The sequence below is a fragment of the Micromonospora sp. C81 genome, assembly GCF_018070425.1.
Lineage (GTDB): Bacteria > Actinomycetota > Actinomycetes > Mycobacteriales > Micromonosporaceae > Micromonospora > Micromonospora zamorensis.
In genome coordinates this window covers 132,421-156,602 of sequence record NZ_JAGPXS010000009.1, presented here as the reverse complement: position 1 = coordinate 156,602, position 24,182 = coordinate 132,421, and the positions used below count along the sequence as shown (strand labels likewise).

The 24,182-nt window shown below is 72.6% G+C and carries 17 protein-coding genes; 11 read left to right on the top strand and 6 right to left on the bottom strand.

All coding sequences use genetic code 11. From position 1 onward, the window contains the following. Positions 1–50 precede the first annotated feature (50 nt). The 4 genes from KBX46_RS17235 to ilvA are packed head-to-tail and all read left to right on the top strand — an operon-like array spanning position 51 to position 4,776. The gene (locus KBX46_RS17235) at positions 51–1,193 is read left to right on the top strand and encodes a cystathionine gamma-synthase (protein ID WP_210793226.1); all 1,143 of its coding nucleotides are present in this window, start codon (positions 51–53) and stop codon (positions 1,191–1,193) included. A 12-nt stretch (positions 1,194–1,205) separates the two neighbouring features. After that, positions 1,206–2,615 carry an amidase gene (locus KBX46_RS17230; protein ID WP_088946263.1) on the top strand — a complete coding sequence of 470 codons (1,410 nt, stop codon included), beginning with the start codon at positions 1,206–1,208 and terminating at the stop codon, positions 2,613–2,615. 44 nt (positions 2,616–2,659) lie between these two features. Then, a complete protein-coding gene (locus KBX46_RS33020; protein ID WP_210793225.1) occupies positions 2,660–3,559 on the top strand; it encodes a DUF4328 domain-containing protein in 900 nt (299 codons plus the stop codon). Then, entirely contained in the window at positions 3,556–4,776 is a 1,221-nt protein-coding gene (gene ilvA, locus KBX46_RS17220) for a threonine ammonia-lyase (RefSeq protein WP_088946265.1), read from the top strand. The genes KBX46_RS33020 and ilvA overlap by 4 nt, the downstream gene beginning before the upstream one ends. 61 nt (positions 4,777–4,837) lie before the next feature. On the opposite strand, the gene greA is transcribed toward ilvA, so the two are convergent. Then, entirely contained in the window at positions 4,838–5,335 is a 498-nt protein-coding gene (greA, locus tag KBX46_RS17215; protein ID WP_099850624.1) for a transcription elongation factor GreA, read from the bottom strand. A 156-nt stretch (positions 5,336–5,491) separates the two neighbouring features. Continuing rightward, positions 5,492–5,932 carry a DUF4307 domain-containing protein gene (locus tag KBX46_RS17210; protein ID WP_088946267.1) on the bottom strand — a complete coding sequence of 147 codons (441 nt, stop codon included), beginning with the start codon at positions 5,930–5,932 and terminating at the stop codon, positions 5,492–5,494. Between the two features lie 203 nt (positions 5,933–6,135). Between KBX46_RS17210 and mca the strand changes: the two genes are divergently transcribed. The 6 genes from mca (at position 6,136) to purE (ending at position 14,159) form a co-directional block, all read left to right on the top strand. Then, positions 6,136–7,017 carry a mycothiol conjugate amidase Mca gene (gene mca / locus KBX46_RS17205; protein WP_141907931.1) on the top strand — a complete coding sequence of 294 codons (882 nt, stop codon included), beginning with the start codon at positions 6,136–6,138 and terminating at the stop codon, positions 7,015–7,017. A gap of 48 nt (positions 7,018–7,065) precedes the next feature. Beyond that, positions 7,066–7,359, top strand: coding sequence for a hypothetical protein (locus tag KBX46_RS17200; protein WP_210793224.1), 294 nt, complete (start codon positions 7,066–7,068; stop codon positions 7,357–7,359). Positions 7,360–7,538: 179 nt separating this feature from the next. Further along, positions 7,539–10,070 (top strand): bifunctional diguanylate cyclase/phosphodiesterase, encoded by a 2,532-nt coding sequence (locus tag KBX46_RS17195; protein WP_210793223.1) that lies wholly within the window; start codon positions 7,539–7,541, stop codon positions 10,068–10,070. Between the two features lie 179 nt (positions 10,071–10,249). Next, positions 10,250–12,343, top strand: a complete 2,094-nt coding sequence (locus KBX46_RS17190) for a thioredoxin domain-containing protein (protein ID WP_210793222.1) — start codon at positions 10,250–10,252, stop codon at positions 12,341–12,343. A 122-nt stretch (positions 12,344–12,465) separates the two neighbouring features. After that, positions 12,466–13,641, top strand: a complete 1,176-nt coding sequence (locus KBX46_RS17185; protein WP_088946271.1) for a 5-(carboxyamino)imidazole ribonucleotide synthase — start codon at positions 12,466–12,468, stop codon at positions 13,639–13,641. 26 nt (positions 13,642–13,667) lie between these two features. Then, complete coding sequence (purE, locus tag KBX46_RS17180; protein WP_088951467.1) at positions 13,668–14,159, top strand: 5-(carboxyamino)imidazole ribonucleotide mutase; 492 nt, start codon at positions 13,668–13,670, stop codon at positions 14,157–14,159. A 160-nt stretch (positions 14,160–14,319) separates the two neighbouring features. Here the strand turns inward: purE and KBX46_RS17175 are convergent, their stop codons facing one another. Both KBX46_RS17175 and KBX46_RS17170 read right to left on the bottom strand, forming a co-directional pair. Continuing rightward, positions 14,320–19,215: an SCO7613 C-terminal domain-containing membrane protein gene (locus KBX46_RS17175; protein ID WP_210793221.1), complete on the bottom strand. Its 4,896-nt coding sequence runs from the start codon at positions 19,213–19,215 to the stop codon at positions 14,320–14,322. A 150-nt stretch (positions 19,216–19,365) separates the two neighbouring features. Next, positions 19,366–20,793: a UDP-glucose/GDP-mannose dehydrogenase family protein gene (locus tag KBX46_RS17170; protein WP_099850637.1), complete on the bottom strand. Its 1,428-nt coding sequence runs from the start codon at positions 20,791–20,793 to the stop codon at positions 19,366–19,368. 251 nt (positions 20,794–21,044) lie between these two features. Here KBX46_RS17170 and KBX46_RS17165 point away from each other — a divergent pair, with 251 nt between their 5' ends. Beyond that, positions 21,045–22,214, top strand: a complete 1,170-nt coding sequence (locus KBX46_RS17165) for an acyl-CoA dehydrogenase family protein (protein WP_088946274.1) — start codon at positions 21,045–21,047, stop codon at positions 22,212–22,214. Between the two features lie 88 nt (positions 22,215–22,302). Here KBX46_RS17165 and KBX46_RS17160 read toward each other — a convergent pair whose 3' ends face one another. Beyond that, positions 22,303–22,896, bottom strand: coding sequence for a DoxX family membrane protein (locus KBX46_RS17160; RefSeq protein ID WP_088946275.1), 594 nt, complete (start codon positions 22,894–22,896; stop codon positions 22,303–22,305). A gap of 161 nt (positions 22,897–23,057) precedes the next feature. After that, complete coding sequence (locus KBX46_RS17155) at positions 23,058–24,026, bottom strand: nitroreductase (protein ID WP_247667668.1); 969 nt, start codon at positions 24,024–24,026, stop codon at positions 23,058–23,060. Between the last annotated feature and the right edge of the window lie 156 nt (positions 24,027–24,182).

Genomic DNA, 24,182 nt, shown 5'->3' with positions numbered 1-24,182 from the left:
GAGCGCGGGTTCCGTTCCAGTCCTCGGGACGGGGGATTAGCCTCACGAGCATGAACCACGGCTTCGAGACGCTCGCCATCCATGCCGGCCAGGACCCTGAGGCCCGTACCGGCGCGGTGATCCCACCGATCTACCAGACCAGCACGTACGCGCAGGACGCCGTCGGCGCGCCCCGGCTCGGCTACGAGTACAGCCGCTCGGGCAACCCGACCCGCGACGCGCTCCAGGAGTGCCTGGCAGCGCTGGAGGGCGGGCCGGTCGGCCTCGCCTTCGCCAGCGGCCTGGCGGCGGAGGACACCCTGCTGCGCGCCGTGTGCCAGCCGGGCGACCACGTGGTGATCCCGGACGACGCGTACGGCGGCACGTACCGGCTCTTCGCCCGGATCGCCCAGCGCTGGGGCCTGGAGTTCACCCCGGCCAAGGTCTCCGACCCGGACGCGATCCGGGCGGCGGTGCAGCCCGGCCGCACGAAGATCGTCTGGCTGGAGACGCCGACCAACCCGCTGCTCGGCATCGCCGACATCGCCGCCCTGGCCGGTGTCGCGCACGACGCGGGCGCGCTGCTGGTGGTCGACAACACCTTCGCCTCGCCGTACCTCCAGCAGCCGATCGCGCACGGCGCGGACGTGGTGGTGCACTCCACCACCAAGTACATCGGCGGGCACTCCGACGTCGTCGGTGGCGCGCTCGTCGTCGCCGACGCCGCACTCGGCGAGGAGCTGCGCTACCACCAGAACGCGATGGGCGCGATCAACGGCCCGTTCGACGCCTGGCTCACGCTGCGCGGCATCAAGACCCTCGGGGTACGGATGGACCGGCACTGCGACAACGCCGAGCGGCTCGCCGCGTACCTCGACGGGCACGCCAAGGTGGCCCAGGTGATCTACCCGGGGCTGCCCTCGCACCCCGGTCACGAGGTGGCCGCGAAGCAGATGCGCCGGTTCGGCGGCATGATCTCGTTCCGCGCCGCCGGCGGTGAGGACCACGCCGTCGAGATCTGCAACCGCACCAAGCTCTTCGTGCTCGCCGAGTCGCTGGGCGGCGTGGAGTCCCTGATCGAGCACCCGGGTCGGATGACACATGCAAGTGCTGCCGGCTCGCCGCTTGAAGTTCCCGGCGATCTCGTGCGACTGTCTGTCGGCATCGAGACGGTCGACGACCTGCTCGCCGATCTGGAGCAGGCGCTGGGCTGACCGCTGGGGAGGATGGCCGTGCAGGACATCAAGGCGACCTGGGTCGGGACGACCGCCAAGCAGATCGCCCGGGGCGTACGCCGGGGTGACGTCTCGGCCACCCAGGTCGTCGCCGACCACCTCGAGTACATCTCCCGAGCCGACCGCGAACTGGCAGCGTTCCGCGCCGTTCGCGGCGGCGAGGCGATCACCGAGGCGGAGAAGGTCGACGAGCAGGAGGACCTGGCCAACCTGCCGCTGGCCGGGGTGCCGGTGGCGGTCAAGGAGAACACTCCGGTAGCCGGCCTGCCCACCTGGAACGGGTCGGCGGCCGCTCGCAGCGACGTCGCCGAGGCCGACCACGAGGTGGTGCGTCGGCTGCGCGGTGCCGGCGCGGTCATCCTCGGCGTGACCCGCATGCCGGAGCTGGGGCTGTGGGCACTCACCGACGACGACAGCGCGGTGACCCGTAACCCGTGGGACAGCACGCGTACCCCCGGGGGGTCCTCCGGTGGCGCGGCCGCCGCGGTGGCGGCCGGGCTGGTGCCGATCGCGCACGGCAACGACGGCCTCGGTTCGATCCGGATCCCCGCGGCCTGTTGCGGCCTGGTCGGGCTCAAGCCCGGTCGCGGCGTGGTTCCCTGCCAGCTCGGCGCGGACGACTGGTTCGGTCTGACCGAGCACGGCATGCTGACCAGCACCGTCGCCGACGCGGCGGTTGGCTTCTCGGTGCTCGCCGGTCGGCGTCCCGAGAAGCTGGTCCCGCCGCAGCGGCTGCGGGTGGGCGTCTCGCTGCGCTCGCCAGTGCGCGGTGTCGCACCCGACGCGCCGAACCGGGACGCGGTCGCCGCCGCCGGCCGGCTTCTCGCCGCCGCCGGGCACGACACGGTCCCCGCCGACCCGGTCTACCCCACCGCGCTCGGCCTGCAGGGCATCGCCACCTGGTTCGCCGCCGCCGCCACCGACGTCCGAGCCTCCGGGCTGGACCGGCGTGGCCTGCAACGGCGTACCCGGCGGCACGTCGCGCTGGGTGAGTGGGCGCAGCGCCGCGGCTACGTGCGGGAGGCCGACCGTGCCGCGTGGCGGCAACGGTCGGTCGACTTCTTCACCGACCACTCGGTCGACCTGCTGCTCACCCCGGCGCTGGCCACCGCGCCGCCCGAGGCGGCCCGCTGGTCGGAGAGGTCCTGGCGGGCGAACATGACAGCCAACATCCGGTACGCCCCGTACGCCGCTCCGTGGAACATCGCCGGCCTGCCGGCGGTCGTGGTGCCGGTGGGTCGGCGCCCGGACGGCCTGCCGGTCGCCGTGCAACTGGTCGGTCCGCCCGGCTCGGAGCTGCTGCTGCTCGGTGTGGCCGGCCAGTTCGAGATGGCCGCCCCGTGGGCGCGCCACGCCCCGGGCTATCCCCGCGTCGGAACGGGGTCGCCGGCCACCGCATGATCGTCTACGGTGTGCGCGCATCAACGCGCGGACCGGGGGCTCTCATGCACTGCCAGACCTGTGGGGGCGCCACGTCCCCCGAGCACAACGAATGCCAGCGGTGCTACACACCGCTGGGCCAGCCCGCCGTCACTCCCGGGCTGCCGACCTACCGGGTGCGCGGGCTCGGTCTGGCCGCCCGCATCGCGGTCGGCGCGACCACCGTGCTGTACCTGGCGGTGGCGCTCTCCCCGCTGGTGGGGATGGCCCTGGCTCGGCAGGCCCGGGTCGACAACGAGCATGAGCTGCTGCTCGCCGCGTTGATCGTGCAGGTGGTGCTGTCGCTGCCCATGGTGGCCGCGTACCTCACCGCCGCCGTGCTCGTGATCATCTGGACGTGGCGGGCGCGGAAGAACATCGAGGCGTTCCCAGGCGCGCTGCCGACGCTCGGTGCAGGGTGGGCGATCGCCGGTTGGCTGGTGCCCTTCGCGAACCTCGTGATGCCGGTCCGGGTGATCGCCAACGTGGCGCGGGACAGCCTCTGGCGGCGCTTCACCCCGGACCTGGTGACCGTCTGGTGGAGTGCCTGGCTGGTCTTCAGCATTGGCGAGCGGGTGGTCAGCCGCCTCGACAGCCGGGCGTACGACAAGCTGCCGGAGACACCATCCACCAACGGCGACTACCAGGCGTACGGCGACTACTACCGCGACTCGCTCCTGCGCAACGCCGTGCCCGCGGTGGCCTGCGTGATCGCCGCGGTGGCGCTGTACCTGCTGATCCAGCGGATCTCCGCAGCCCAGGAGGCCCGCGTCGCCCGCGCGGTGCCAGCGTGGCCGAACGCCCCGGTCTGGCCGAACGCCCCGGTCTGGCCGGCCGGGTCGGTCCCGCCTGGTTTCGCCCCGGGGCCGGGCCCGGTCGGTGCGCCGCAAAGGACTCCGGAGGCGGGTGGCACGATCGGGGCATGACGGAACTGGTCAGTCTCGACGACGTGCGGGCCGCACGGGAGTTGCTCGCCGGCGTCATCCGGACCACTCCGCTGGAGCCCTCCCGTCCGCTCAGCGCGGCACTGGGCGGGCCGACCTGGCTCAAGTGCGAGAACGTGCAGCGTGCCGGCTCGTACAAGGTGCGGGGCGCGTACGTGCGGATCTCCCGGCTGTCGGCCGAGGAGCGGGAGCGGGGCGTGGTCGCGGCCAGCGCGGGCAACCACGCGCAGGGCGTGGCCCTCGCCGCCGGCCTGGTCGGCACGCACGCCACCGTCTTCATGCCGGTCAACGCGCCGCTGCCGAAGGTGGCCGCCACCAAGGGGTACGGCGCGCAGGTCGAGTTGGCCGGCAACACCGTCGACGAGTCGCTGGTCGCCGCGCACACGTACGCCGAGCGCACCGGCGCGGTGCTGATCCACCCGTTCGACCACGCCGACGTGATCGCCGGTCAGGGGACGGTGGCGCTGGAGATCCTCGAACAGTGCCCGGAAGTGAAGACGATCATCACCGGGGTGGGTGGTGGCGGGCTGATCTCGGGCATGGCGGTGGCCGCGAAGGCCTTGCGACCGGACGTCCGGATCATCGGCGTCCAGGCCGCCGGTGCGGCGGCGTTCCCGCCCTCGCTGGTGGCCGGGGAGCCGGTCCGGCTGCCCACCTTCTCCACCATCGCCGACGGCATCGCGGTCGGTCGGCCGGGGGAGATCACCTTCAACCACGTGCGGAAACTCGTCGACGAGATCGTCACGGTCTCCGAGGAGGACATCTCCCGGGCCCTGCTGATGCTGTTGGAACGCGGTAAGCAGGTCGTCGAGCCGGCCGGGGCGGTCGGCGTCGCCGCGTTGCTGGCGGGCGTGGTCGAGGTGGAGACGCCGGTGGTCGCGGTGCTGTCCGGCGGCAACATCGACCCGTTGCTGATGCTGCGGGTGATCGAGCACGGGTTGGCCGCCGCGGGTCGCTACCTGCGGGTGACAGTGCGCTGCTCGGACCGGCCGGGACAACTCGCGTCGCTGCTCAGCCAGATCGCCGAGCACCGGGCCAACGTCGTGGACGTGGAGCACCAGCGGGCCAACCCACACCTCGGCCTCGGCGAGGTGGAGGTGGCGCTGTCGGTCGAGACCCGGGGCGTGGAGCACTCGGACACGCTGATCAGCGCCCTGCGGGCCAGCGGCTACCAGGTGGTTTTCGCCGCCGAGGCGTGACACCGGTGGGTGCCACGCCTCGGAAGCGGTGCTGGGGAGCGGCTCGTAGGGCCGCCGCCGATCAGCCGGAGAACGGCTCGAAGCTGACCACTGTCACCTTGATGTCGGCGCCGCTCGGCGCCGTGTAGGTGCAGGTCTGCCCGGGCCGACCGCCCAGGATGGCCTTGCCGAGCGCCGACTCGGGGCTGTAGACGGTCAGGTCGGTGGTGGCCGCGATCTCCCGCGAACCGAGCAGGAAGGTCTCGGTGTCGTCGGCGTCGTCATCGAAGTAGATCGTCACGACCATGCCGGGCGAGACCGCGTCCGCCGTCGGCGCCTCGCCGACCTTCGCAGTGCGCAGCAGCTCCTGGAGGTAGCGGATGCGACCTTCGGCCTTGCCCTGCTCCTCGCGGGCGGCGTGGTAGCCGCCGTTCTCCCGCAGGTCGCCCTCCTCGCGCCGAGCGTTGATCTCGGCTGCGATGGCCGGGCGGTTGGCGATGTGCTCGTCGAGCTCGGCCTGGAGGCGGTCGTGCGCGTCCTGCGACAGCCAGGTGGCGGGCGCCTCGTTGCCAGTGGACACAGGCGTTCTCCTCAGTTGTGCGTGGCTGGCTGACAGGTGAACTACCAAGTTACCAGTGCAGTACGACACAGGGTGTCGGCCATCACCGCCGGTGCCCGGATCCGACACCGCGCGTAGGTGCTTCCCGGCCCTCGTGGCCGGGGCTGTTATGGCAGGTCAGGACACCGGTCGGCAGCGCATGACCTCGCCGATGAACGGCCGTGCGGTGGTGGCCAGGCGGTGCCGGGTCGTCACGTGCCGGCTGCCGGGCTCGGCGGTCACCGTGACCTGTTCGCGAGCCACCTCGGCGCCCGCGCGGTCCCGGGCACGCAGCAGGCAGACCGCCGATCCGCCCGACGGCACTGTCACCCGAAAGTCGACCAGCACCTGATTGTCCGTGATGTCGGTGTAGGTGATCACCTGGGCGTCATAGACCGGGTCACCGTACTGGCGGTAGAGCCGGACGGAGATCACGGTCAGCGTGGCCACGAGCGCCAGCAGCACCACCGCCGCCAGCAACGTGCGTCGCCGCCGTCCGCCCGGTGCGCGGCGGCGGCCGTAGCGCCCGGCCGGGAAAACCGGAGCACCTCGTGAAATTGTGGCGTGCGTCTCGGTCACCGGCGGGTATCTCCTGGCGTTGTTGTCGGCGGCATCAGCAAGAATGACAGAGTCCCATCCTCCCACCCGGTCCAGCGGCAGGAATGGCAGGTCATGCCCGCGCTGCTGACCGACGACTGGGGTGCGGTGAGGAAAGATCCCGGCAGGTCAGCCGGTCGAGCCCGGTCGGGTCCACCGTCCGGCACAGACGAGGAGCGCCGACGTTGGCAGAGCAACTGCGTCTCATGGCCGTGCACGCGCACCCGGACGACGAGTCGAGCAAGGGCGCAGCGACGATGGCGAAGTACGTCGCGGAGGGGGTGGACGTCCTGGTCGTGACGTGCACGGGCGGCGAGCGCGGGAGTGTGCTCAACCCCAAGCTCGACCGGCCGGACGTGTGGGCCAACATCGCCGAGATCCGGCGTGCCGAGATGGACGCCGCACGGGCGATCCTCGGCGTCGACCAGGCGTGGCTCGGCTTCGTCGACTCCGGCCTGCCCGAGGGTGACCCGCTGCCGCCGCTGCCCGAGGGTTGTTTCGCCCTGCAGGACGTCGAGGTGGCCGCCGGGCCGCTGGTGCGGCTGATGCGCGAGTTCCGTCCGCACGTCGTCACCACGTACGACGAAGAGGGCGGCTACCCGCACCCGGACCACATCATGTGCCACAAGGTGAGCATGGCCGCCTTCGAGGCCGCCGGTGACCCGGAGCGCTACCCGGAGCTGGGCGCGCCCTGGCAGCCGTTGAAGCTCTACTACGACATCGGCTTCTCCAAGGGCAAGATCATGGCCCTGCACGAGGGCATGCTGGCCGCCGGTCTGGAGTCGCCCTACGAGGAGTGGCTCAAGCGGTGGGAAGACCGGCCCGACAAGGGCCCTCGGATCACCACGCGGGTGGAGTGCGCTGACTACTTCACGGTTCGCGCCGACGCGCTGCGCGCCCACGCCACCCAGGTCGACCCGGACGGCTTCTGGTTCCAGGTTCCGATGGAGCTGCAGCAGCGCGCCTGGCCGACCGAGGACTACGAGCTGGCCCGCTCGATGGTCGACAGCCCACTGCCCGAGTCGGATCTCTTCGCCGGGGTGCGGGAGACGGCCCACGCACGCTGATTTCCGTCGGGTCTACCCTGGTTACCAACCGCACATCGGAGGAACGCCATGCTGACCGCTGCCCAGGTGCTCGCGGAGAACAACTTCGGGGACACCCGCACGGGTGGTCTGGCCGGGCCGATGGGCCTGTTCCTCATCCTGCTGCTGGCCACCGCGACCATCCTGCTGATCCGCAACATGAACGCTCGGCTGCGCCGCCTGCCCGACCGGTTTCCGCAGCAGGCGGGGCCGACCGACCCGACCAGGGCCGATGCGGCAGTCGTCGATCCGACAGACGGGACCGGGGGGCGTGATTCATCCACGCCCACTCCCAATGGGCACCAGCAGCAGCGGAACGGGTAGTCCGCGCATGAATCACGCCGAACCGGTTGGTCGCCCCCTGTTGCGGCCACCCGGTTTGGCTTAGCCTTCCGCCGGGGGGACCAAAAGTCCCCGAGCCGTGTGCGGGAGGGGGCGCCGATGACCAGCACAGCAGCGGCCGCCCACCGTAACCTCGGTCGGTCGGCTGACGGGGGAGGTCGATGACCTCCGGTCCAGCCGGTGGCTCGTTCGACCGGCTCGGTGTGCGGGGCACACCGGTCCGGTTGCTCGTGCTCACCGCCGCCGTCGCGCTGACCGCCGTGGCCGCCGCCGCAGTCGGGCTGACCCTGCCGGTCAAGCTGCCGGTCGACGACCCCCTCGGCGGTCCGGCCCGCTTCGGCATCGCCGTCGCCGTCCTCGCTCTCGCCCAGCTCGCCCGACTGCGGTTCCGTTCGTCCGCGGGCATGGTCAGCATCACCTGGGGCGAGGCCGCGCTGATCGTCTGCCTCTACCTGGCTCCCGCCGGCTGGCTCCCGTCCGCCACGCTGCTCGGCACCGGGCTGGCCTGGACGATGCTCTCGCTGCACAACGACCGCCGCCCGGTCCTGGAGCTCGTCCGGATCGCCGCGTCGCTGGCCGCCGCGTCGGCACTGGCCGTCTCCGTGACCACCGCACTCGGGCGACCGCTGCTCGCCCCGCCCACCCCGAAGCTCGCGCTGGCCCTGATCGCCGGGTCGGTGACCTATCTCCTGGTGACCGCCTGGCTGGGCGGGGTGACGCTGGGCCTGCGGCACGGCCTGCCGATCGGGCCGCCGCTGCTCGCCGCGCTGCGCGGCAAGCTGTTGATGTTCGTCGGCAACGTGGCGGTCGGCCTCGTCGTGGTCGCCCTCCTGGAACTCGACCCGCGCTGGTTGCTGTTGCTGCCGCCGCTGCTCTGGCTGCTGCAACAGACCTACGGTTACCGGCTGCGCTCCGATCAGGAGCGCCGCACCTGGAGAGCGTTCGCCGAGGCCACCGCGGCCCTCAACCAGCTCGACGAGCGCGGCGTGGCCACCGCGGCGGTCACCGGAGGGCTGACGCTGTTCAACGCCGAGCTGGTGGACGTCGACGTGGCGCGGGCCGACGGCCGGTGGCACCGGTACCGGGGCGACGCCGGCGGTCAACTGGTCGACCGCGAGACGGACCCACCGGACCAGTCGGAGCCCGACGAGCACGAGCTGAGCCGGGCACTGTCGGTCGGCGCCGCGCCGGTCGGTCGGCTGCGGGTGCGGTTCCCCCGCTCGGCCCCGCCCACCGCGCGGGAGCGCGACGCGGTGGCCGCGTTCGGCGACGCGCTCGCCGCCGCGCTGCACGACGCCGCGACCCACCGCGAGCTGCGGCTGGTGACCGCCCGTTCGTCGTACGAGGCGGTGCACGACCCGCTCACCGGGCTGGCCAACCGGGCGGCGATGCTCGGCAAGGGCGACCAGTCGCTGCGGCAACTCGCGCACGATCACCCGGTGGCGCTGCTCCTGCTGGACATCAACCAGTTCAAGGAAGGCAACGACACCCTCGGCCACGCCGCGGGCGACCAGTTGCTGCGGCTGACCGCGAACCGGCTCGACGCGCTGGTCCGCCCCGGTGACCTGCTCGGTCGGCTCGGTGGCGACGAGTTCGCCATGCTGCTCACGGCGGTGCCGGTGCTCGGTGACCGGGCCGCGCCGATGGCCCATGCACTGCGCCAGGCCCGCGAGATCGCCGAACGGCTTGCCGCGCCGACCGAGGTGGCCGGCGTACGGATGTCGATCGAGGTTTCCGTCGGGGTGGTGGTGGCCGACGCCGGCACCGCCGACCTGACCGAGCTGCTGCGCCGGGCCGACATCGCGATGTACCAGGCCAAGGAGGGCGGCGGCAACGTCGCCGTGTACGACGGCACCCGGGACGCGGCCAGCACCGACCAGCTCGCCCTGCTGGCCGAGCTTCGCGAGGCGCTCCTGGTCGACGACCAGCTGGTGTTGGCGTTGCAACCGGCGGTCGACCTGGCCACGGGTGCGCCCACCGGCGTGGAGGCGCTGATCCGCTGGCAGCATCCCCGGCGCGGGTGGCTGAGCCCGGCCGACTTCATCCGGCCGGTGGAAAACAGCGAGCAGCTCGGCACCTTCACCCGGTACGTGCTGGACAAGGCGCTCAGCGTGGCCGCCAGTTGGGCGCGTGAGGGGCTGGACGTCCCGATCTCGGTCAACCTGTCGGCCCGCAGCCTGCTCGACCCCCGGCTGCCGGCGGAGATCGCCGACGCGCTGCGCCGCCACCAGGTGCCGCCGCACCGGCTCGTTCTGGAGATCACCGAGACGGTGGTGATGAGTGAGCTGGAGGTCATCGACGAGGTGCTGGCCACGCTCCGGTCGATGGGCGTGCAGCTCGCGGTCGACGACTTCGGCACCGGCTTCTCGTCACTGACCTTCCTCACCCGGATCGCCGTGGACGAGTTGAAGGTGGACCGCTCGTTCGTGATCCGGATGACGGACTCGCCGGAGGCGGCGGCGATCGTACGGACGACAGTGGGGCTCGCCCACGAGTTGGGCCTGCGGGTGGTCGCCGAAGGGGTCGAGACCGCCGAGCAGCGGATGGCCCTGGCCGAGCTGGGATGCACCTCCGCGCAGGGCTACCACTTCTTCAAGCCGATGCCGGCCGACAAGATCGGCGCGGTGCTCGGTACGCTGCGCGACTCGGCGGAGTCGAACGTGTTCCGGCTGCGCGCCGACGGTGCCTCCTGACCCTCCCGCACTAGTCGGTCCCGACGCCGACACCGTGGTGGTCCGGCTGAAGAAGGGCTGACGGGTCCCGGCCCGGGCCGGAGGCCCGGGCCGCCGCAACCCGGTCCTGAGGCTCCGGCCGCCGGACCATCCGGGTGGAGCCCGCGCGGTCCGCGCCAGGGCTGGTTATGGTCGTGGGCGTGAACCGACTCGTCGACGCCACCAGCCCGTACCTGCTCCAGCACGCGGACAACCCGGTCGACTGGTGGCCCTGGTCGGACGAGGCGTTCGCCGAGGCGAAACGGCGGGACGTCCCGGTGCTCATCTCGGTCGGCTACGCGGCCTGCCACTGGTGTCACGTCATGGCGCACGAGTCGTTCGAGAACGAGCAGGTCGGCGCCCTGATGAACGACAAATTCGTGTCGATCAAGGTGGATCGTGAGGAGCGCCCGGACGTGGACGCGGTCTACATGACCGCGACGCAGGCGATGACCGGCCAGGGTGGCTGGCCGATGACTGTCTTCGCCACCCCGGACGGCACCCCGTTCTTCTGCGGCACCTACTTCCCGCGGCCCAACTTCGTCCAGTTGCTCCAGTCGGTCACCACCGCCTGGCGGGAGCAGCGCGAGGAGGTCGTGCGCCAGGGCGCCGCGGTGGTCGAGGCGATCGGCGGCGCGCAGGCCGTGGGTGGCCCCACCGCCCCGCTGGACGCGCCGCTGCTCGACGCCGCGGCCGGCAGGCTGGCCAGCGAGTACGACGCCACGAACGGCGGCTTCGGGGGCGCCCCGAAGTTCCCACCGCACATGAACCTGCTCTTCCTGCTGCGCCACCACCAGCGCACCGGCGACCCGCGCAGCCTGGAGATCACCCGGCACACCGCCGAGGCGATGGCCCGTGGCGGCATCTACGACCAGCTCGCCAGCGGCTTCGCCCGATACTCGGTGGACGCGCACTGGACGGTTCCGCACTTCGAGAAGATGCTCTACGACAACGCGTTGCTGCTGCGGCTCTACACCCAGCTGTGGCGGCTCACCGGTGACCCGCTGGCCCGGCGGGTGGCGCGGGACACCGCCCGCTTCCTCGCCGACGAGCTGCACCGGCCGGGCGAGGGCTTCGCGTCAGCGCTGGACGCCGACACCGAAGGCGTCGAGGGGCTCACCTACGCCTGGACACCCGCGCAGCTCGTCGAGGCGCTGGGTGAGGAGGACGGCCGCTGGGCCACCGACCTCTTCGCCGTCACCGACGAGGGGACCTTCGCCCCTCATTCCGCCTCCGCGCCGCAAGACGGCACTCCGGACGGAAAGAAGGGCGTCGAGCACGGCATGAGCGTGCTCAAGCTCGCCCGGGACGTCGACGACGCCGCACCCGAGGTGCGGGCCCGCTGGCAGCAGGTCGTCGGGCAGCTGCTCAGTGCCCGGGACACCCGGCCGCAGCCGGCCCGCGACGACAAGGTGGTGGCCGCCTGGAACGGCCTGGCGATCACCGCCATCGTCGAATTCCTCCAGGTGGCCGCGTTGTACGCGTCTCCGCAGGACGAGGACGCCAACCTGATGGACGGCGTGACGATCGTCGCCGACGGCGCGATGCGCGACGCGGCCGAGCACCTGGCTGCCGTGCACCTGGTGGACGGCCGGCTGCGCCGGGTCTCCCGGGACGGCAAGGTCGGCGAGCCGGCCGGCGTCCTGGAGGACTACGGCTGCGTTGCCGAGGCCTTCTGCTCGCTGCACCAGCTCACCGGCGAGGGCCGTTGGCTCACGCTGGCCGGCGAGCTGCTGGACACCGCGTTGGCGCACTTCGCCGCGCCCGGTGGTGCCTTCTACGACACCGCCGACGACGCGGAACGGCTGGTGGCCCGGCCCGCTGACCCGACCGACAACGCCACCCCGTCCGGCCGGTCGGCGTTGATCGCCGGGCTGGTCGCGTACTCGGCGCTGACCGGGGAGACGCGCTACCGGGAGGCCGCCGAGGCGGCGCTCGCCACTGTCGCGCCGATCGTCGGTAAGCACCCCCGATTCACCGGCTACGCCGCCATGGTCGGTGAGGCGTTGCTCTCCGGGCCGTACGAGATCGCCGTGGTGACCGACGATCCGGCTGGCGATCCCCTGGTGGCCGCGGCTCGACGGCACGCCCCGCCCGGGGCCGTGGTCGTCGCCGGGCAACCGGACCAGCCCGGCGTGCCGCTGCTCGCCGACCGTCCGCTGGTCGACGGGCGGTCCGCCGCGTACGTCTGCCGGGGGTTCGTCTGCCAGCGGCCGGTGACCTCGGTCGAGGAGCTGGTCGCCGAGCTCAGCTGAGCGCCCCGCCACGCCCTGTAGTGCCCGCGCTCCCGGCGCCGCCCGTCTCCGGACCGGGCCGGCGGCGCGGGTGCCGGCCCTCCGGGTGGGCGTGCCGATGGCCCGGATAGGCTGGCCGCGCTATGGATTCCCGTACCGGTCTGCCTGTTGTCGGCATGGTGGGTGGCGGCCAGTTGGCCCGGATGACCCACCAGGCCGCGATCGCCCTCGGCCAGTCACTGCGTGTGCTCGCGACCGCCCCCGACGACGGCGCGGCGCTGGTCGCCGCCGACGTCCAGTACGGCGACCACACCGACCTGGCCGCCCTGCGCACCTTCGCCAAGGGCTGCGACGTCGTCACCTTCGACCACGAGCACGTGCCCTCGGAGCACATCCGCACGCTGGCGGCGGAAGGGGTGACCCTCTACCCGCCGGCGGACGCGCTGCTGCACGCCCAGGACAAGCAGGTCATGCGGGAACGCCTGACGGAGCTGGGCGCCCCCAACCCGCTGTGGCGGCCGGTCGGCGAGCCCGCCGACCTGGTCGACTTCGGTGAGCAGGTCGGCTGGCCGGTGGTGCTCAAGGCGGCGCGCGGCGGCTACGACGGCCGGGGCGTGTGGATGGTCGACGACGCGACCCAGGCCGGCGAGCTGGCAGCAACGCTGCTCGCCGGCGGCACCCGGCTGATCGTCGAGGAGCGGGTGCCGCTGCGTCGGGAGCTGGCCGTGCAGGTCGCCCGGTCGCCGTTCGGCCAGGTGGCCGCGTACCCGGTGGTCGAGACGGTGCAGCGGGACGGCATCAACGTGGAGGTGCTGGCCCCGGCGCCCGGCCTGGACGAGGAGCTGGCGGTCTCCGCCCAGCAGCTCGCCATCGACCTGGCCACCGCGCTCGGCGTGATCGGCCTGCTGGCCGTGGAGCTGTTCGAGGTGCGCGACGAGGCCGGTCGGCCCGCGATCGTGGTCAACGAGCTGGCCATGCGGCCGCACAACTCCGGGCACTGGACCATCGAGGGCTCCCGCACCTCGCAGTTCGAGCAGCACCTGCGGGCGGTGCTGGACTACCCGATGGGCGACACCTCGCTGACCGCGCCGGTGGTGGTGATGGCGAACGTGCTCGGCGGAGAGCCGGGCGGAATGTCGATCGACGAGCGGCTGCACCACCTCTTCGCCGCCGAGCCGGGCGCCAAGGTGCACCTGTACGGCAAGCAGGTGCGACCCGGCCGGAAGGTCGGGCACGTCACGGTGCTCGGCGACGACCTGGATGACGTACGGGCACGCGCGGCGCGGGCCGCGCGCTGGCTGCGTGAGGGGCACGAGTGACCACCTCGGTCGAGAAGGAGACCCCAGTGACCACGGTCGGGCTGATCATGGGCAGCGACTCGGACTGGCCGACCATGCGGGCCGCCGCCGAGGTGCTGGACGACTTCGGCGTGGCGTACGAGGTGCGGGTGATCTCGGCGCACCGGACCCCGGTCGCGATGATCGAGTACGGGCGGGACGCCGCAGACCGGGGCCTGAAGGTGATCATTGCCGGGGCTGGAGGTGCCGCCGCGCTGCCGGGCATGGTCGCCTCGGTGACGCCACTGCCGGTGATCGGTGTGCCGGTGCCGCTGAAGCACCTGGACGGCATGGACTCGCTGCTGTCCATCGTGCAGATGCCGGCCGGGATCCCGGTGGCCACCGTGTCGATCGGCAATGCCCGCAACGCCGGCCTGCTCGCCGTACGGATCCTCGGCGCGAGCGACGACGGCCTGCGCGCCAGGATGACGACTTACCAGGAGGACCTGGAGAAGCTGGTGGCGAGCAAGGAAGCCGCCCTCCAGGCAACCCTCCCGTAGCTCGCGTCAGACCCCAGCCTCGTCGATCATGCAGTTGTGGTGCCGATAAGAAGGCACCTTGGGGGCTTTTGTCACCCACCACAACTCCATGATCGACCCCAGCCGCGAACCCCGGGCCACTCACCGCGCCCACTCACCCACGCCGCAGGGCCCCTCCGATTCACCTCATGCCGCGTAGCGCGGTCTGGAGGCGTTCCTGGGCGCGGCGTCGGCGCTCGTTGCTCGCGCCGAGCACGAGCAGCAGGATGCCGACCGGGATGAGCGCGAGCCACGGGCCGAGGCTGAACAGGGCGTGGATCGCGGTGATCGCGGTCACCGACGCGCCGACGATCACCGGTGCCTGCTGTTGGGTGGACGAGCCGAAGATCAGCACCGCGACCGCGCCGAGCAACAACAGCATCTGCCGCAGCGTGCTGGACTCGGTGGCCAGCACGATGGCCAGCGTCGGTACGAAGGCGGCGACCAGCGCCGGCCCGTACGCCACCCAGCTGCTCAGGTCCGCTCGGTGGCGCAGCTCCAACACCCCGACGAGCAGGGCCAGGGCGGCGAACGGCAGCGTGTACGCCTCGGGCAGCGCCACGTCGGCGACCCGCATCAGGATCCACCACGCGGTGATCTCGCAGACCACCACGGCCCAGAACAGGATGCGGCGTTCCACCGGCCGGCGACCGGGTCGGGTCGCCGCCACCCCGAGGACCGCACCCCAGGCCGCCAGCAGGGCGGCGATGTGTCGGGGCGAGTCGAAGGCGAGGGCCAGGGCGATCAGCGCGGCAGCGTAGCCGCTCCATTCGACTGTGGAGGCCTCGCGCTGCGCCTCGGGGCGGCGCAGCCGGGGCAGGGTCGCGGCGAGCACCTGCAGGACCGCTCCGACGGCGAGCACCCCGAACGCGGACCAGACCGCTGCCAGCCCGGCGACCAGGCCGGCGGTGAGCACGAAGAGCTGCGCCATGAGCGAGGCGAAGAGCCAGCCGAGGATGCGTGCCCGCTGGGTGGTGCCGAAGAAAGCACCGACCGCGCCCACCCCGACGGCGCTGCCGAGGGTGAACAGGGTCAACTGCCGGTCGGCCAGGCTGCCGGCGAGCCCGGCGCTGCCACCGGCAAGACCGATGGCGAACACCAGCACCCGGGCCAGCCGCAGTGAGCGGGCCCGCTCGGCCAGCGGCGGCGGTGGGGTCAGCGCGAGACCGAGCATCGCGATGGTGAAGACGGAGAGCGCGGCGACGCTGCTGGCCGGCCAGCCCCGGCCCAGCGCGGTGGGCGCGATCAGCAGGGTGACGGCTGCTCCGGGCAGCACCACCGGGACGGCCCGGGAACGACGCCCACCGCTGAACCCGGTGGCGGCCAGCGCGGCGGTCGCGGTGAGCAGCAGGGCCGTCAGCACGTGGGTCGGGTTGACCACGTCCGGCGGTGGGGTGAGCAGCTCCGGTGGCGGGCCCTGCCAGATCCGGGTCAGTGTGCGGTGCGGCTCGACCAGTGCGGTGACCAGCGCGGGCGTGATCGAGGCGAGTGCCAGGGCGGTCGGAAGGGCCGCCGCGGCCAACGCGCCGGCGGCCGGGTTGAACCGCCACCGCCGTCGCTCGGGGTCGTCCGGCAGTCGACGGAGTGCCCCGTCGAGCCGTACCGCCCAACGCCGGACCGGCTGGGCGGCGCCGGTGGGCGGCACGGTGGCCGCGCGGATCAGCTCGGCCAGCACGCCGAGCAGGGCGGCGGCGGCCGCGTAGACGCCCGCGGGGAGGCCGGTGGGGATGGCGGCGAGGGCGCTGATGCTGGCACCGCCGACCACCGCCGCGCTGACCCAGGGCAGATATTGCGGCACCTCCCGGCGGACCGCGGCCACGGCGGCCAGGCCGAGGCTGGACGCGGCCAGCGCGGCGGTCAGCACCACCTCCGCCGAGTGGTCGAACTCTGCGGCCAGCGCCGCCACCGAGCCGGGGAGGGCCAGCAATGCGGCACCGATCGCCGCACCGCCGATCTGCGCCAGGTGCGGTGGCATCCCCTCGGTCTCGATGTCGGTCACCTGCGGGCCAGCCAGCACACGGGCCAGCGCGGCCACCACCACGCCGATCAGCGCGATGCTGCCCAGGGCCAACGCTGTGGTCCAGGGTCGGACGAGGCCGGCTCCGGCGGCGTGCAACGCGACCACCCCGGCGACGGTGGCCCGGGACAGGGCCGCGCGGGCCTCCTCGGTGGCAACCGCGGCGATGCCGTACACGGTGGCGACCATCCCGCCGATCAGGACCGGCGACCACCAGGCCAGGTCGAACGCGGCCGGCGCGCCGATCGTGGCGAGCACCGCCGCCACGCCGGACACGTCCCACCGCCAGGGCGGCGGGAGCAGGATGCCTGCCGCGACGGCCAACAGCGCCAGCGCGACCGGAGCCTGCCAGGTGGAGCCGCCGACCGGCGCGGCGGGCCAACCGATCAGGTCGCCCTTCCAGATCGGACCGGGTGTGGCGAGCACACCGACGCCACCGCGCACCGCGGACCAGCCGGCGAGTACGCCGATGAGGGCACCGCCGACGGCGAGGCCGAGGATCGGCCCGCGTCGCCACTCCTCCGGCATGGTGCGTGCACCCACGGCGACCACCAGGACCAGTGCGGCGGCCACCGCCAACTGCCCGCCCGGGGCGAGCACCGCACCGATCCGCACCAGGGTGGCGATCAGGGCGGTGGTGACCGCGGCGGCGGCCAGGTCCGAGCCGTCCAGGGTGAGGTCGGCGCGTCGGCCGGCGTCGATCGACGGGGCCAGGAAGAGCAACACCGCCGCGACCAGCAGCAGCGCGCCGACCCAGGCGTCGGCGACGGTCGCACCGGGTGCGCCGAACGCGGCGGCGGTGACCACCAGGGCGCCCAGCCCGGTGCCGACCGACAGCGGCGCGGGGATGCGGCGCTGGGAGACCTGCACGACGGCGGCGTAGCCGAGGGTCACGCAGACCGCCAGGAAGCTGGCGGCCAGGACCGGGACGGTCACCTCCCGGAGGCTGGCCGGGGTGGGGGTCGGGTCGGTCGGCATGGTGGCGGCCACGAACGCGGCCACGGCCCCGGGTAGCGCGAACGCGGCGCCTCCGGCCGCCCAGGCGGTGACGGTGTCGGAGGCGGCCGAGGCGATCCGGACCCGGGGTGCCAGGGCGACCAGCGTGCCGGCCGCGAACAGGGTGAGCAGGACCGCGGCGGTGAGGGTGGGGCTGGCGAGGCTGGCGCCAGCGCCGAACAGGCCCACCACGGCCGCACCGACGGCGTGTGCCACCGCGGCTCGGTCGGTGCGGGCGGAGAGCCCGATGACGCCGATGCCGATCGAGGTGGCCACCATCGGCCAGGGTGCCGCCGCCCAGCCGAGACCGAACGAGGCGGGAACGGCGAGTGCGGTCAGCGCCGCGCCGGCGACCGCGAACTCGCGGCGGATCTCCGGGGGCAGCGCCAGCACCGCCGCGATGGTGAGCAGGAATGCGGCGCCCGCGAGCTGCCACGTGTTCGGCCCGACCGCGGCGGCCAGCTCGGCCGGGTACCGGCTGAGGTCGGCACCCCAGGCGGGCAGCGACGCCCGGACCGGCGCCACCCCGGCGCGTAGCGCGCCTCCGGCGACCACCACACCGCTGACGGTCAGCGCCACCGCCGAGGCGATCTGTGGGCCACGCCGGGCGGTCTCGGGGACGGCGCGCACTGCCAGCCCGGTCACCGTGATGACCACAGCGATCAGCAGCAACGCCCGGTCGGGCAGCGCCACCGAGGCGATTCGGCTGAGTGCGCCGATCACGGCCAGGGTGACGATGCCGGCCGCGACGTCGGGCAGCGGTGGTCGACGCAGCACCAGCGCGCCGGCCAGCCCAACCGCGGCGGCCAGCAGCAGCACCATCCCGGCGCCGGTCGCGGTCGGCACGGTCTGTGCCCGCAGCAGGGCGGTGACCGCGTACGCCAGGGCGACGGCGACCGCCACCGCGTGCAGCAACCAGGTCAGCTCGCGTAGCCCGGGCACCGGGCGCAGCGGCAGGGTGTCGGCGGAACCCGCGCTGGCGTCGATCAGCTCGCCGGCCTCCTCCGGGTCGCCCTCCGGTCGGCTCTCAGCGCTGCGCTGGCGGGGCGCCGACGGGGTGCCCGGCACCGGCAGGTCCTGCCGGACGGGGCGTTCCAGGGCCACGCCGGAGCGGGCCAGCCAGAGGTCGACGAGGGCGACCAGAGTCAGCACCAGCGCCCAGCCGCCCGGCCCGGTGATCCGGTCGTACGCCAGCAGCGGCAGCACCGGCTGCGCGGCGAGGACGGTGGCGAAACGGGGTGCCCGCAGGCCCGTCAAACGGGCGTAGCCGAATGCGACGGCTGCCGTGACCGCGAAGATCACCCCGCTGAAGACCGTGGCGGAGCCGCCGCCGGTGCCGATCCGGTCCACCGCCCAGAGGGCGTTGCCGGCGAGCGGCACCAGCAGCAGGCCGACCGCGGCGATGGTCTCGGCGGTCGAGGTGAGCCCGCGCCGGGCCAGTGCCGGCGGGGCGAGCAGCATCAGCACGGTGGCCAGGAGCAGGATGCCGAGCCGCGCCACCGCGTCCATCGAGCTGGTCGCCACCGCGGCGAAGACCACCGCGGCCACCCCGAGCAGCAGCGCGCCCAGCCCGAGGGGGATGTTCTGCACCTCGCGCGACGACGCCTCCGGCGGGTGCTCCGGGTCGTCCGCGTCCAGCCACCTCGCCCGGGGCGGGGGCGGCGGCGGGTCCTCCGGGGTGGGCGGGGTGTTCTGCCGGGGCACCCGGGGTGGCGCTCCGTTGGTGGCGGTCGGTGGCCGCCGGCCGGCACGGCGGCGCAGCACACGACGTGGCCGGGTGGCCTGCTTGAGTCGCTCCTCGCCGGCGTGGGCGAGGATGTCGCGCTGGAAGAGCGCAGCCTGCATCTTGGCGGCGATCTGCCGTTGCTCGCGGGCGATGGCGGCGTCGCGGGCCTTCATCTCCGCGATCGAACGCTCGATGTCCGCCAGGTGCTCGACCCACTGCGGCTGATCAGCCCCACAGTGCGGGCATCGCACGGCCGGCTTGATCTCCCGGCCGCACGAGGAGCATTGAAAGGTCGCCACGACACACCCCTCCACCCGCACTGTGGACTTCCACTGTCGCAGCATGCCCAAAGCTGGCGCGGATTTCGACTCTTGTCGGCGGGTCCGGGGCAAACAACGACACCGGCCGGCCACCGAATGCTCGGTGGCCGGCCGGTTGGGGTCGTGCGGTCAGGGGCGGCCCATGCCCCGGTATTCCCAGCCGGCCTGGGTCCACAGTGCCGAATCGAGACAGTTCCGGCCGTCGACCACCATGCGGCCGTTGACCAGCTCGCCAAGGGCGACCGGGTCGGCGTTGCGGAAGTCGGCCCACTCGGTGAGGACGCAGACCAGGTCGGCGCCGGCGACCGCCTCGTTGATGCCGGCCTCGTAGGTCAGCTCGGGGACCGCGCGGCGGGCGTTCTCGGTGCCCTGCGGGTCGTACACGTGCACTTCCGCGCCGGCCTTGTGCAGCAGCGCCGCGACGGCGAGCGCCGGGGCGTCCCGGACGTCGTCGGTGTTGGGCTTGAACGTGGCACCGAGCACGGCGATCCGGGTGCCGGAGAAGTCCGGGCCGGCCGGCCCGGAGCGGCGGCCGAGCAGATCGGCGGCGAGGTTGAGCACGCGGGTACGGCGGCGGAGGTTGATCAGGTCGACCTCGTGCAGGAAGCGCAGCGCCTCGCCGGCGCCCAACTCCTGGGCCCGGGCCTGGAAGGCGCGGATGTCCTTGGGCAGGCAGGCGCCGCCGAAGCCGAGGCCGGCCTGGAGGAACCGGTTGCCGATCCGCGGGTCGTACCCGATCGCGCGGGCCAGTTGGGTGACGTCGCCACCGGACGCCTCGCAGACCTCGGCCATCGCGTTGATGAAGGAGATCTTGGTGGCCAGGAAGGCGTTCGCGGCGACCTTGACCAGCTCGGCGGTGGCGAAGTCGGTGACCACCAGGGGCACCTCGCGGTCCTCCGTGGCGGCCAGGTCGAACACGCCCTTGTGCGCGGCGTAGAGCATGCCGTTGGCCCACTCGCTCTTCACGCCGACGACGATGCGGTTGGGGCGCAGGACGTCGTCGACGGCGAAGCCCTCCTGGAGGAACTCGGGGCTCCACGCCACCTCGACGTCAAGGTCGCCGGGGGTGTGCTTGCCGACGAGCTGCTCCACCCAGTCCGCGGTGCCGACCGGCACTGTGGACTTGCCGACGATCAGTGCCTTGCGGGTCAGGTGCTGCGCGAGGCTGGTGACCGACGCCTCGACGTACGACAGGTCGGCGCCCATCCCGTCGGCCCGCTGGGGGGTGCCCACGCAGATGAAGTGCACGTCACCGAACTCGGCGGTCTCGGCGATGTCGGTGCTGAACCGGAGGCGTCCGGCGGCGAGGTTGCGCCGCAGCAGCTCGTCCAGGCCGGGTTCGTGGATGGGCACCTGGCCGGCGTTCAACATCGCGATCTTGTCCGCGTCGACGTCGAAACCGAGCACGTCGTAGCCCAGCTCGGCGTAGCAGATGGCGTACGTCGCACCGAGGTAGCCAGTCCCCAGGAACGTCACCCGCGGCCGAGGAGCGCCCGAGGGCGGTGTCACCGCGGCGATGGCGGGGGTCGGCTGGATGGTGGGATAGGGGATCGTCACGCCTGTATCTCCGCTCGCACTGGCGGCGCGTCGTCGCGTCGCATTCTGCCGGGGCGCCTAAGCGGGGCACCGAAGGGGTGGCTCACTGTCTGTCCTCCATCATCGCCCAGCGGCGTGGGTGCACCCGCATGGCCCATGCCTACGCGCCGGTAACATCACCTGAACTGCAGTCGCTAGTCTTCAGTCTGCGCGGTCGGCGGTCAGGAGTCGTCACAGACTGCGCATGATAGCGGTGAAGGGGAGGGGCCGACATGGCCGCAGGCGAGTCGTTCGACGTCTACCGGTTGCCCGAGGAGCACGTGGCGATCCGGGACGCGGTCCGGGAGGTCTGCACGGCGAAGGTGGCGCCGCACGCCGCCGAGGCCGACGAGACCGGAGAGTTCCCCAAGGCGTCCTACGACGCGCTGAGGGGGGCCGACTTCCACGCACCGCACATTCCCGAGGAGTACGGCGGCGCGGGCGCTGACGCGCTGGCCACCGCCATCGTGATCGAGGAGGTCGCCCGGGCGTGCGCGTCCTCCTCGCTGATCCCGGCGGTGAATAAACTTGGCACGATGCCGCTGTTGTTGTCCGGTTCCGAGGAGCTCAAGCGCCGCTACCTGACGCCGGTGGCGGCGGGTGAGGCCATGTTCTCGTACTGCCTCTCCGAGCCGGAGGCGGGCAGCGACGCGGTGTCGATGACCACCCGGGCGGTGCGTGACGGGGATCACTGGGTGCTCAACGGGGTGAAGCGCTGGATCACGAACGCCGGCGTGTCGGAGTTCTACACCGTCTTCGCCGTCACCGACCCGTCCGCGCGGTCCCGGGGCATCTCGGCCTTCGTGGTCGAGAAGTCCGATGCCGGGGTGAGCTTCGGCGCGCCGGAGAAGAAGCTCGGCATCAAGGGCTCGCCGACCCGCGAGGTCTACCTCGACAACGTGCGGATCCCCGCCGACCGGATGATCGGCGCGGAGGGCACCGGCTTCGCGACCGCGATGAAGACCCTGGACCACACCCGGGTCACCATCGCCGCGCAGGCCGTCGGGATCGCGCAGGGCGCGCTCGACTACGCCAAGGGGTACGTGGCTGAGCGCCGGCAGTTCGGCAAGGCCGTCGCCGAGTTCCAGGGCATCCAGTTCATGCTCGCCGACATGGGCATGAAGCTGGAGGCTGCCCGGCAGCTCACGTACGCGGCGGCCGGCAAGTCGGAGCGCGGCGACGCGGATCTGACCTACTTTGGCGCGGCAGCCAAGTGCTTCGCCTCGGACGCCGCCATGGAGATCACCACCGACGCGGTGCAACTGCTGGGCGGCTACGGCTACACGCGGGACTATCCGGTCGAGCGGATGATGCGCGACGCCAAGATCACGCAGATCTACGAGGGCACCAACCAGGTGCAGCGCATCGTCATGGCTCGGCAGCTGCTCAACGGTCTCGTCTAGGTTCTTCTCCCGCCTGGCTCCGCCCAGACTGACGTGACATGACGAAGGCCGGCACCGCCTTGGCGGTGCCGGCCTTCGTCCGTGGTGACTACGTGAGCCAGGGCAGTCTCCGGACCAGGGGAGTGTTGGCCCACCAGCGGCCGAGGCCGAAGGTGGCGCCGGCTCCGGCGGCGGCGATCCCGATGAGCAGCGCGGCCAGGATGAGGTGGTCGTCGATGATCGGGTTGGTCTTGGGAGGCAGCACGACGGTGTACATCATGATGAGCATCAGCGCGCCGGCTCCGGCGGCGATTCGCATCCCGATGCCCAGCAGCAGGGCGACGCCGATGGCGGCCAGGCCGACCATGAAGGCGATGTCGGCGAACGTGGTGCCGGCGAGGTTGTGGTAGAAGCCGGCGAAAGGCCCTTCCGCTCCAGCGAGGAAGCCCTTCGTGGGGTGGCCGCCGTCGACCCAGCCCTTACCGTCCGGGGTCGCGTAGCCCAGGCCGAACAGCTTGTCGACGAATGCCCACAGGAAGGTGAAGCCCATCCCGATTCGGGCGGCGAACCAGGCGTACCTGGCCACTGTCCGGGCGGTGGTGCCGCCACCGGTGGCCGGCGTGTCGGTGGTGCCTGCCGCCGGCTCGGTCCCCGACGCGCTGCGGGGAGTCCGGTCGAGACGCGGGGGGACGATGGCGTTCATGGCATCCTCCATCTTTGCCGCCAGCCTGGTCGACCGGCGCTCAACTACAGTTCACGGCAACCGGCGCGGTGCCAGTAGGACCACAGGGCATCGATGCGACGGGACCAAATCCCTGTCCGGTGGGACCTCTGTCCTGCTCCCACGAGATCGGGGTCCTGCGGTCAGGCGAGGTCGATCGTCTCGTCGACGTCGCGGCGAGGGGCGGAAGGCCCACCCGGTTGCCCGTACCCGATCCGCATGACCATCTGAGGCGTGCCGTACCTGCCGAGGGCCAGTCGCAGCTGCTCGCGGGCTCGGGGTACCTCGATGGGCTGGGACAGCATGGAGACGGCGAGGCGGCTGTCGGTGGCGGTGAGGAGCACGCGTTGCAGCGCCTGGCCGGCGGTGATCTGGTCGGTGGCGCTGTCGCCCTGGACACCGAGCACAGCGACGAGTGGTTCAGGTTCGAAGTCCCGGCCGGGCGCGCGGGTGCGTACCCCGAAGGCCCGTTGGGGTAGCAGGTCCTGCGGTTCGGGGACCGGCCCGCCGGCCTCGACCGGGATGCCGTCAACGGCGGGCGAGGTGCGGATCCACCGCGTCAGCTCCGCCCGGTAGGCACAGTCGCGTTCCAGCACCCGGTTGGCGCTGCGGGCGATCTCGGCGACCGTCTGGACCGCGCCCGCTCCAATGACCATCTCCAGCCATGCGCCCTCGGCCCGGGCGGCCTCGATCAGACGCCACCGTGCGTCCGCCGCTACCGGGTTCGGCCAGAACGGCCTGCGGTTGCTGTGCCGTCGGGGGATCGCGGAATACAGGTCCTGCTCGGCCGGAGTCGCGGGCCGTGGCCGGGCGGGGACCAGCAGGGCCACGGTATCCAGATCATGTGGATGCGGACGGAGCCGCACCTCCGCCGGAGTGCCAGCGACGGCGAGCGCCAGGCGAAGGTTGAACACGGCGGCGCCGCAACTGAGCCGTGCCGCCCAGCGGTTGGGGTCACCGACCTGCGGCAGCCGGTCCGGATCGATCCGCACCTCGATGCCACCGTCGGAGAGTCGGAAACGCCAGGGCTGACTGTTGTGCAGCGACGGCGCCCGAATCGCTGCGGCCACCGCAGCGCGAAGCCCGGCAGGTGTGAACGTGGTGCTGATCATCGCGGCACATCCTTCACGGCGCAGAGATGCAGGTCAGCCCGGCCAGGTCCCGGTGTGGGACCAGCCCTCACCATCGCGTCAGCCGGGGCCGGACCGGCAGGGCCGGACGTCCCAAGGGTGCGGGCCCCCGGTCCCTGTCCACCCGCGGGTGACGGG

What these genes read in the sequence shown, in the direction of transcription:
- KBX46_RS17230 (WP_088946263.1), top strand. Translation starts at nt 1,206, where the DNA reads ATGGCCGTGCAGGACATCAAGGCGACCTGGGTCGGGACGACCGCCAAG.
- KBX46_RS17185 (WP_088946271.1), top strand. Translation starts at nt 12,466, where the DNA reads ATGGATTCCCGTACCGGTCTGCCTGTTGTCGGCATGGTGGGTGGCGGC.
- ilvA (WP_088946265.1), top strand. Translation starts at nt 3,556, where the DNA reads ATGACGGAACTGGTCAGTCTCGACGACGTGCGGGCCGCACGGGAGTTG.
- KBX46_RS17195 (WP_210793223.1), top strand. Translation starts at nt 7,539, where the DNA reads ATGACCTCCGGTCCAGCCGGTGGCTCGTTCGACCGGCTCGGTGTGCGG.
- KBX46_RS17165 (WP_088946274.1), top strand. Translation starts at nt 21,045, where the DNA reads ATGGCCGCAGGCGAGTCGTTCGACGTCTACCGGTTGCCCGAGGAGCAC.
- KBX46_RS17200 (WP_210793224.1), top strand. Translation starts at nt 7,066, where the DNA reads ATGCTGACCGCTGCCCAGGTGCTCGCGGAGAACAACTTCGGGGACACC.
- KBX46_RS17155 (WP_247667668.1), bottom strand. Translation starts at nt 24,026, where the DNA reads ATGATCAGCACCACGTTCACACCTGCCGGGCTTCGCGCTGCGGTGGCC.
- KBX46_RS33020 (WP_210793225.1), top strand. Translation starts at nt 2,660, where the DNA reads ATGCACTGCCAGACCTGTGGGGGCGCCACGTCCCCCGAGCACAACGAA.
- KBX46_RS17160 (WP_088946275.1), bottom strand. Translation starts at nt 22,896, where the DNA reads ATGAACGCCATCGTCCCCCCGCGTCTCGACCGGACTCCCCGCAGCGCG.
- KBX46_RS17235 (WP_210793226.1), top strand. Translation starts at nt 51, where the DNA reads ATGAACCACGGCTTCGAGACGCTCGCCATCCATGCCGGCCAGGACCCT.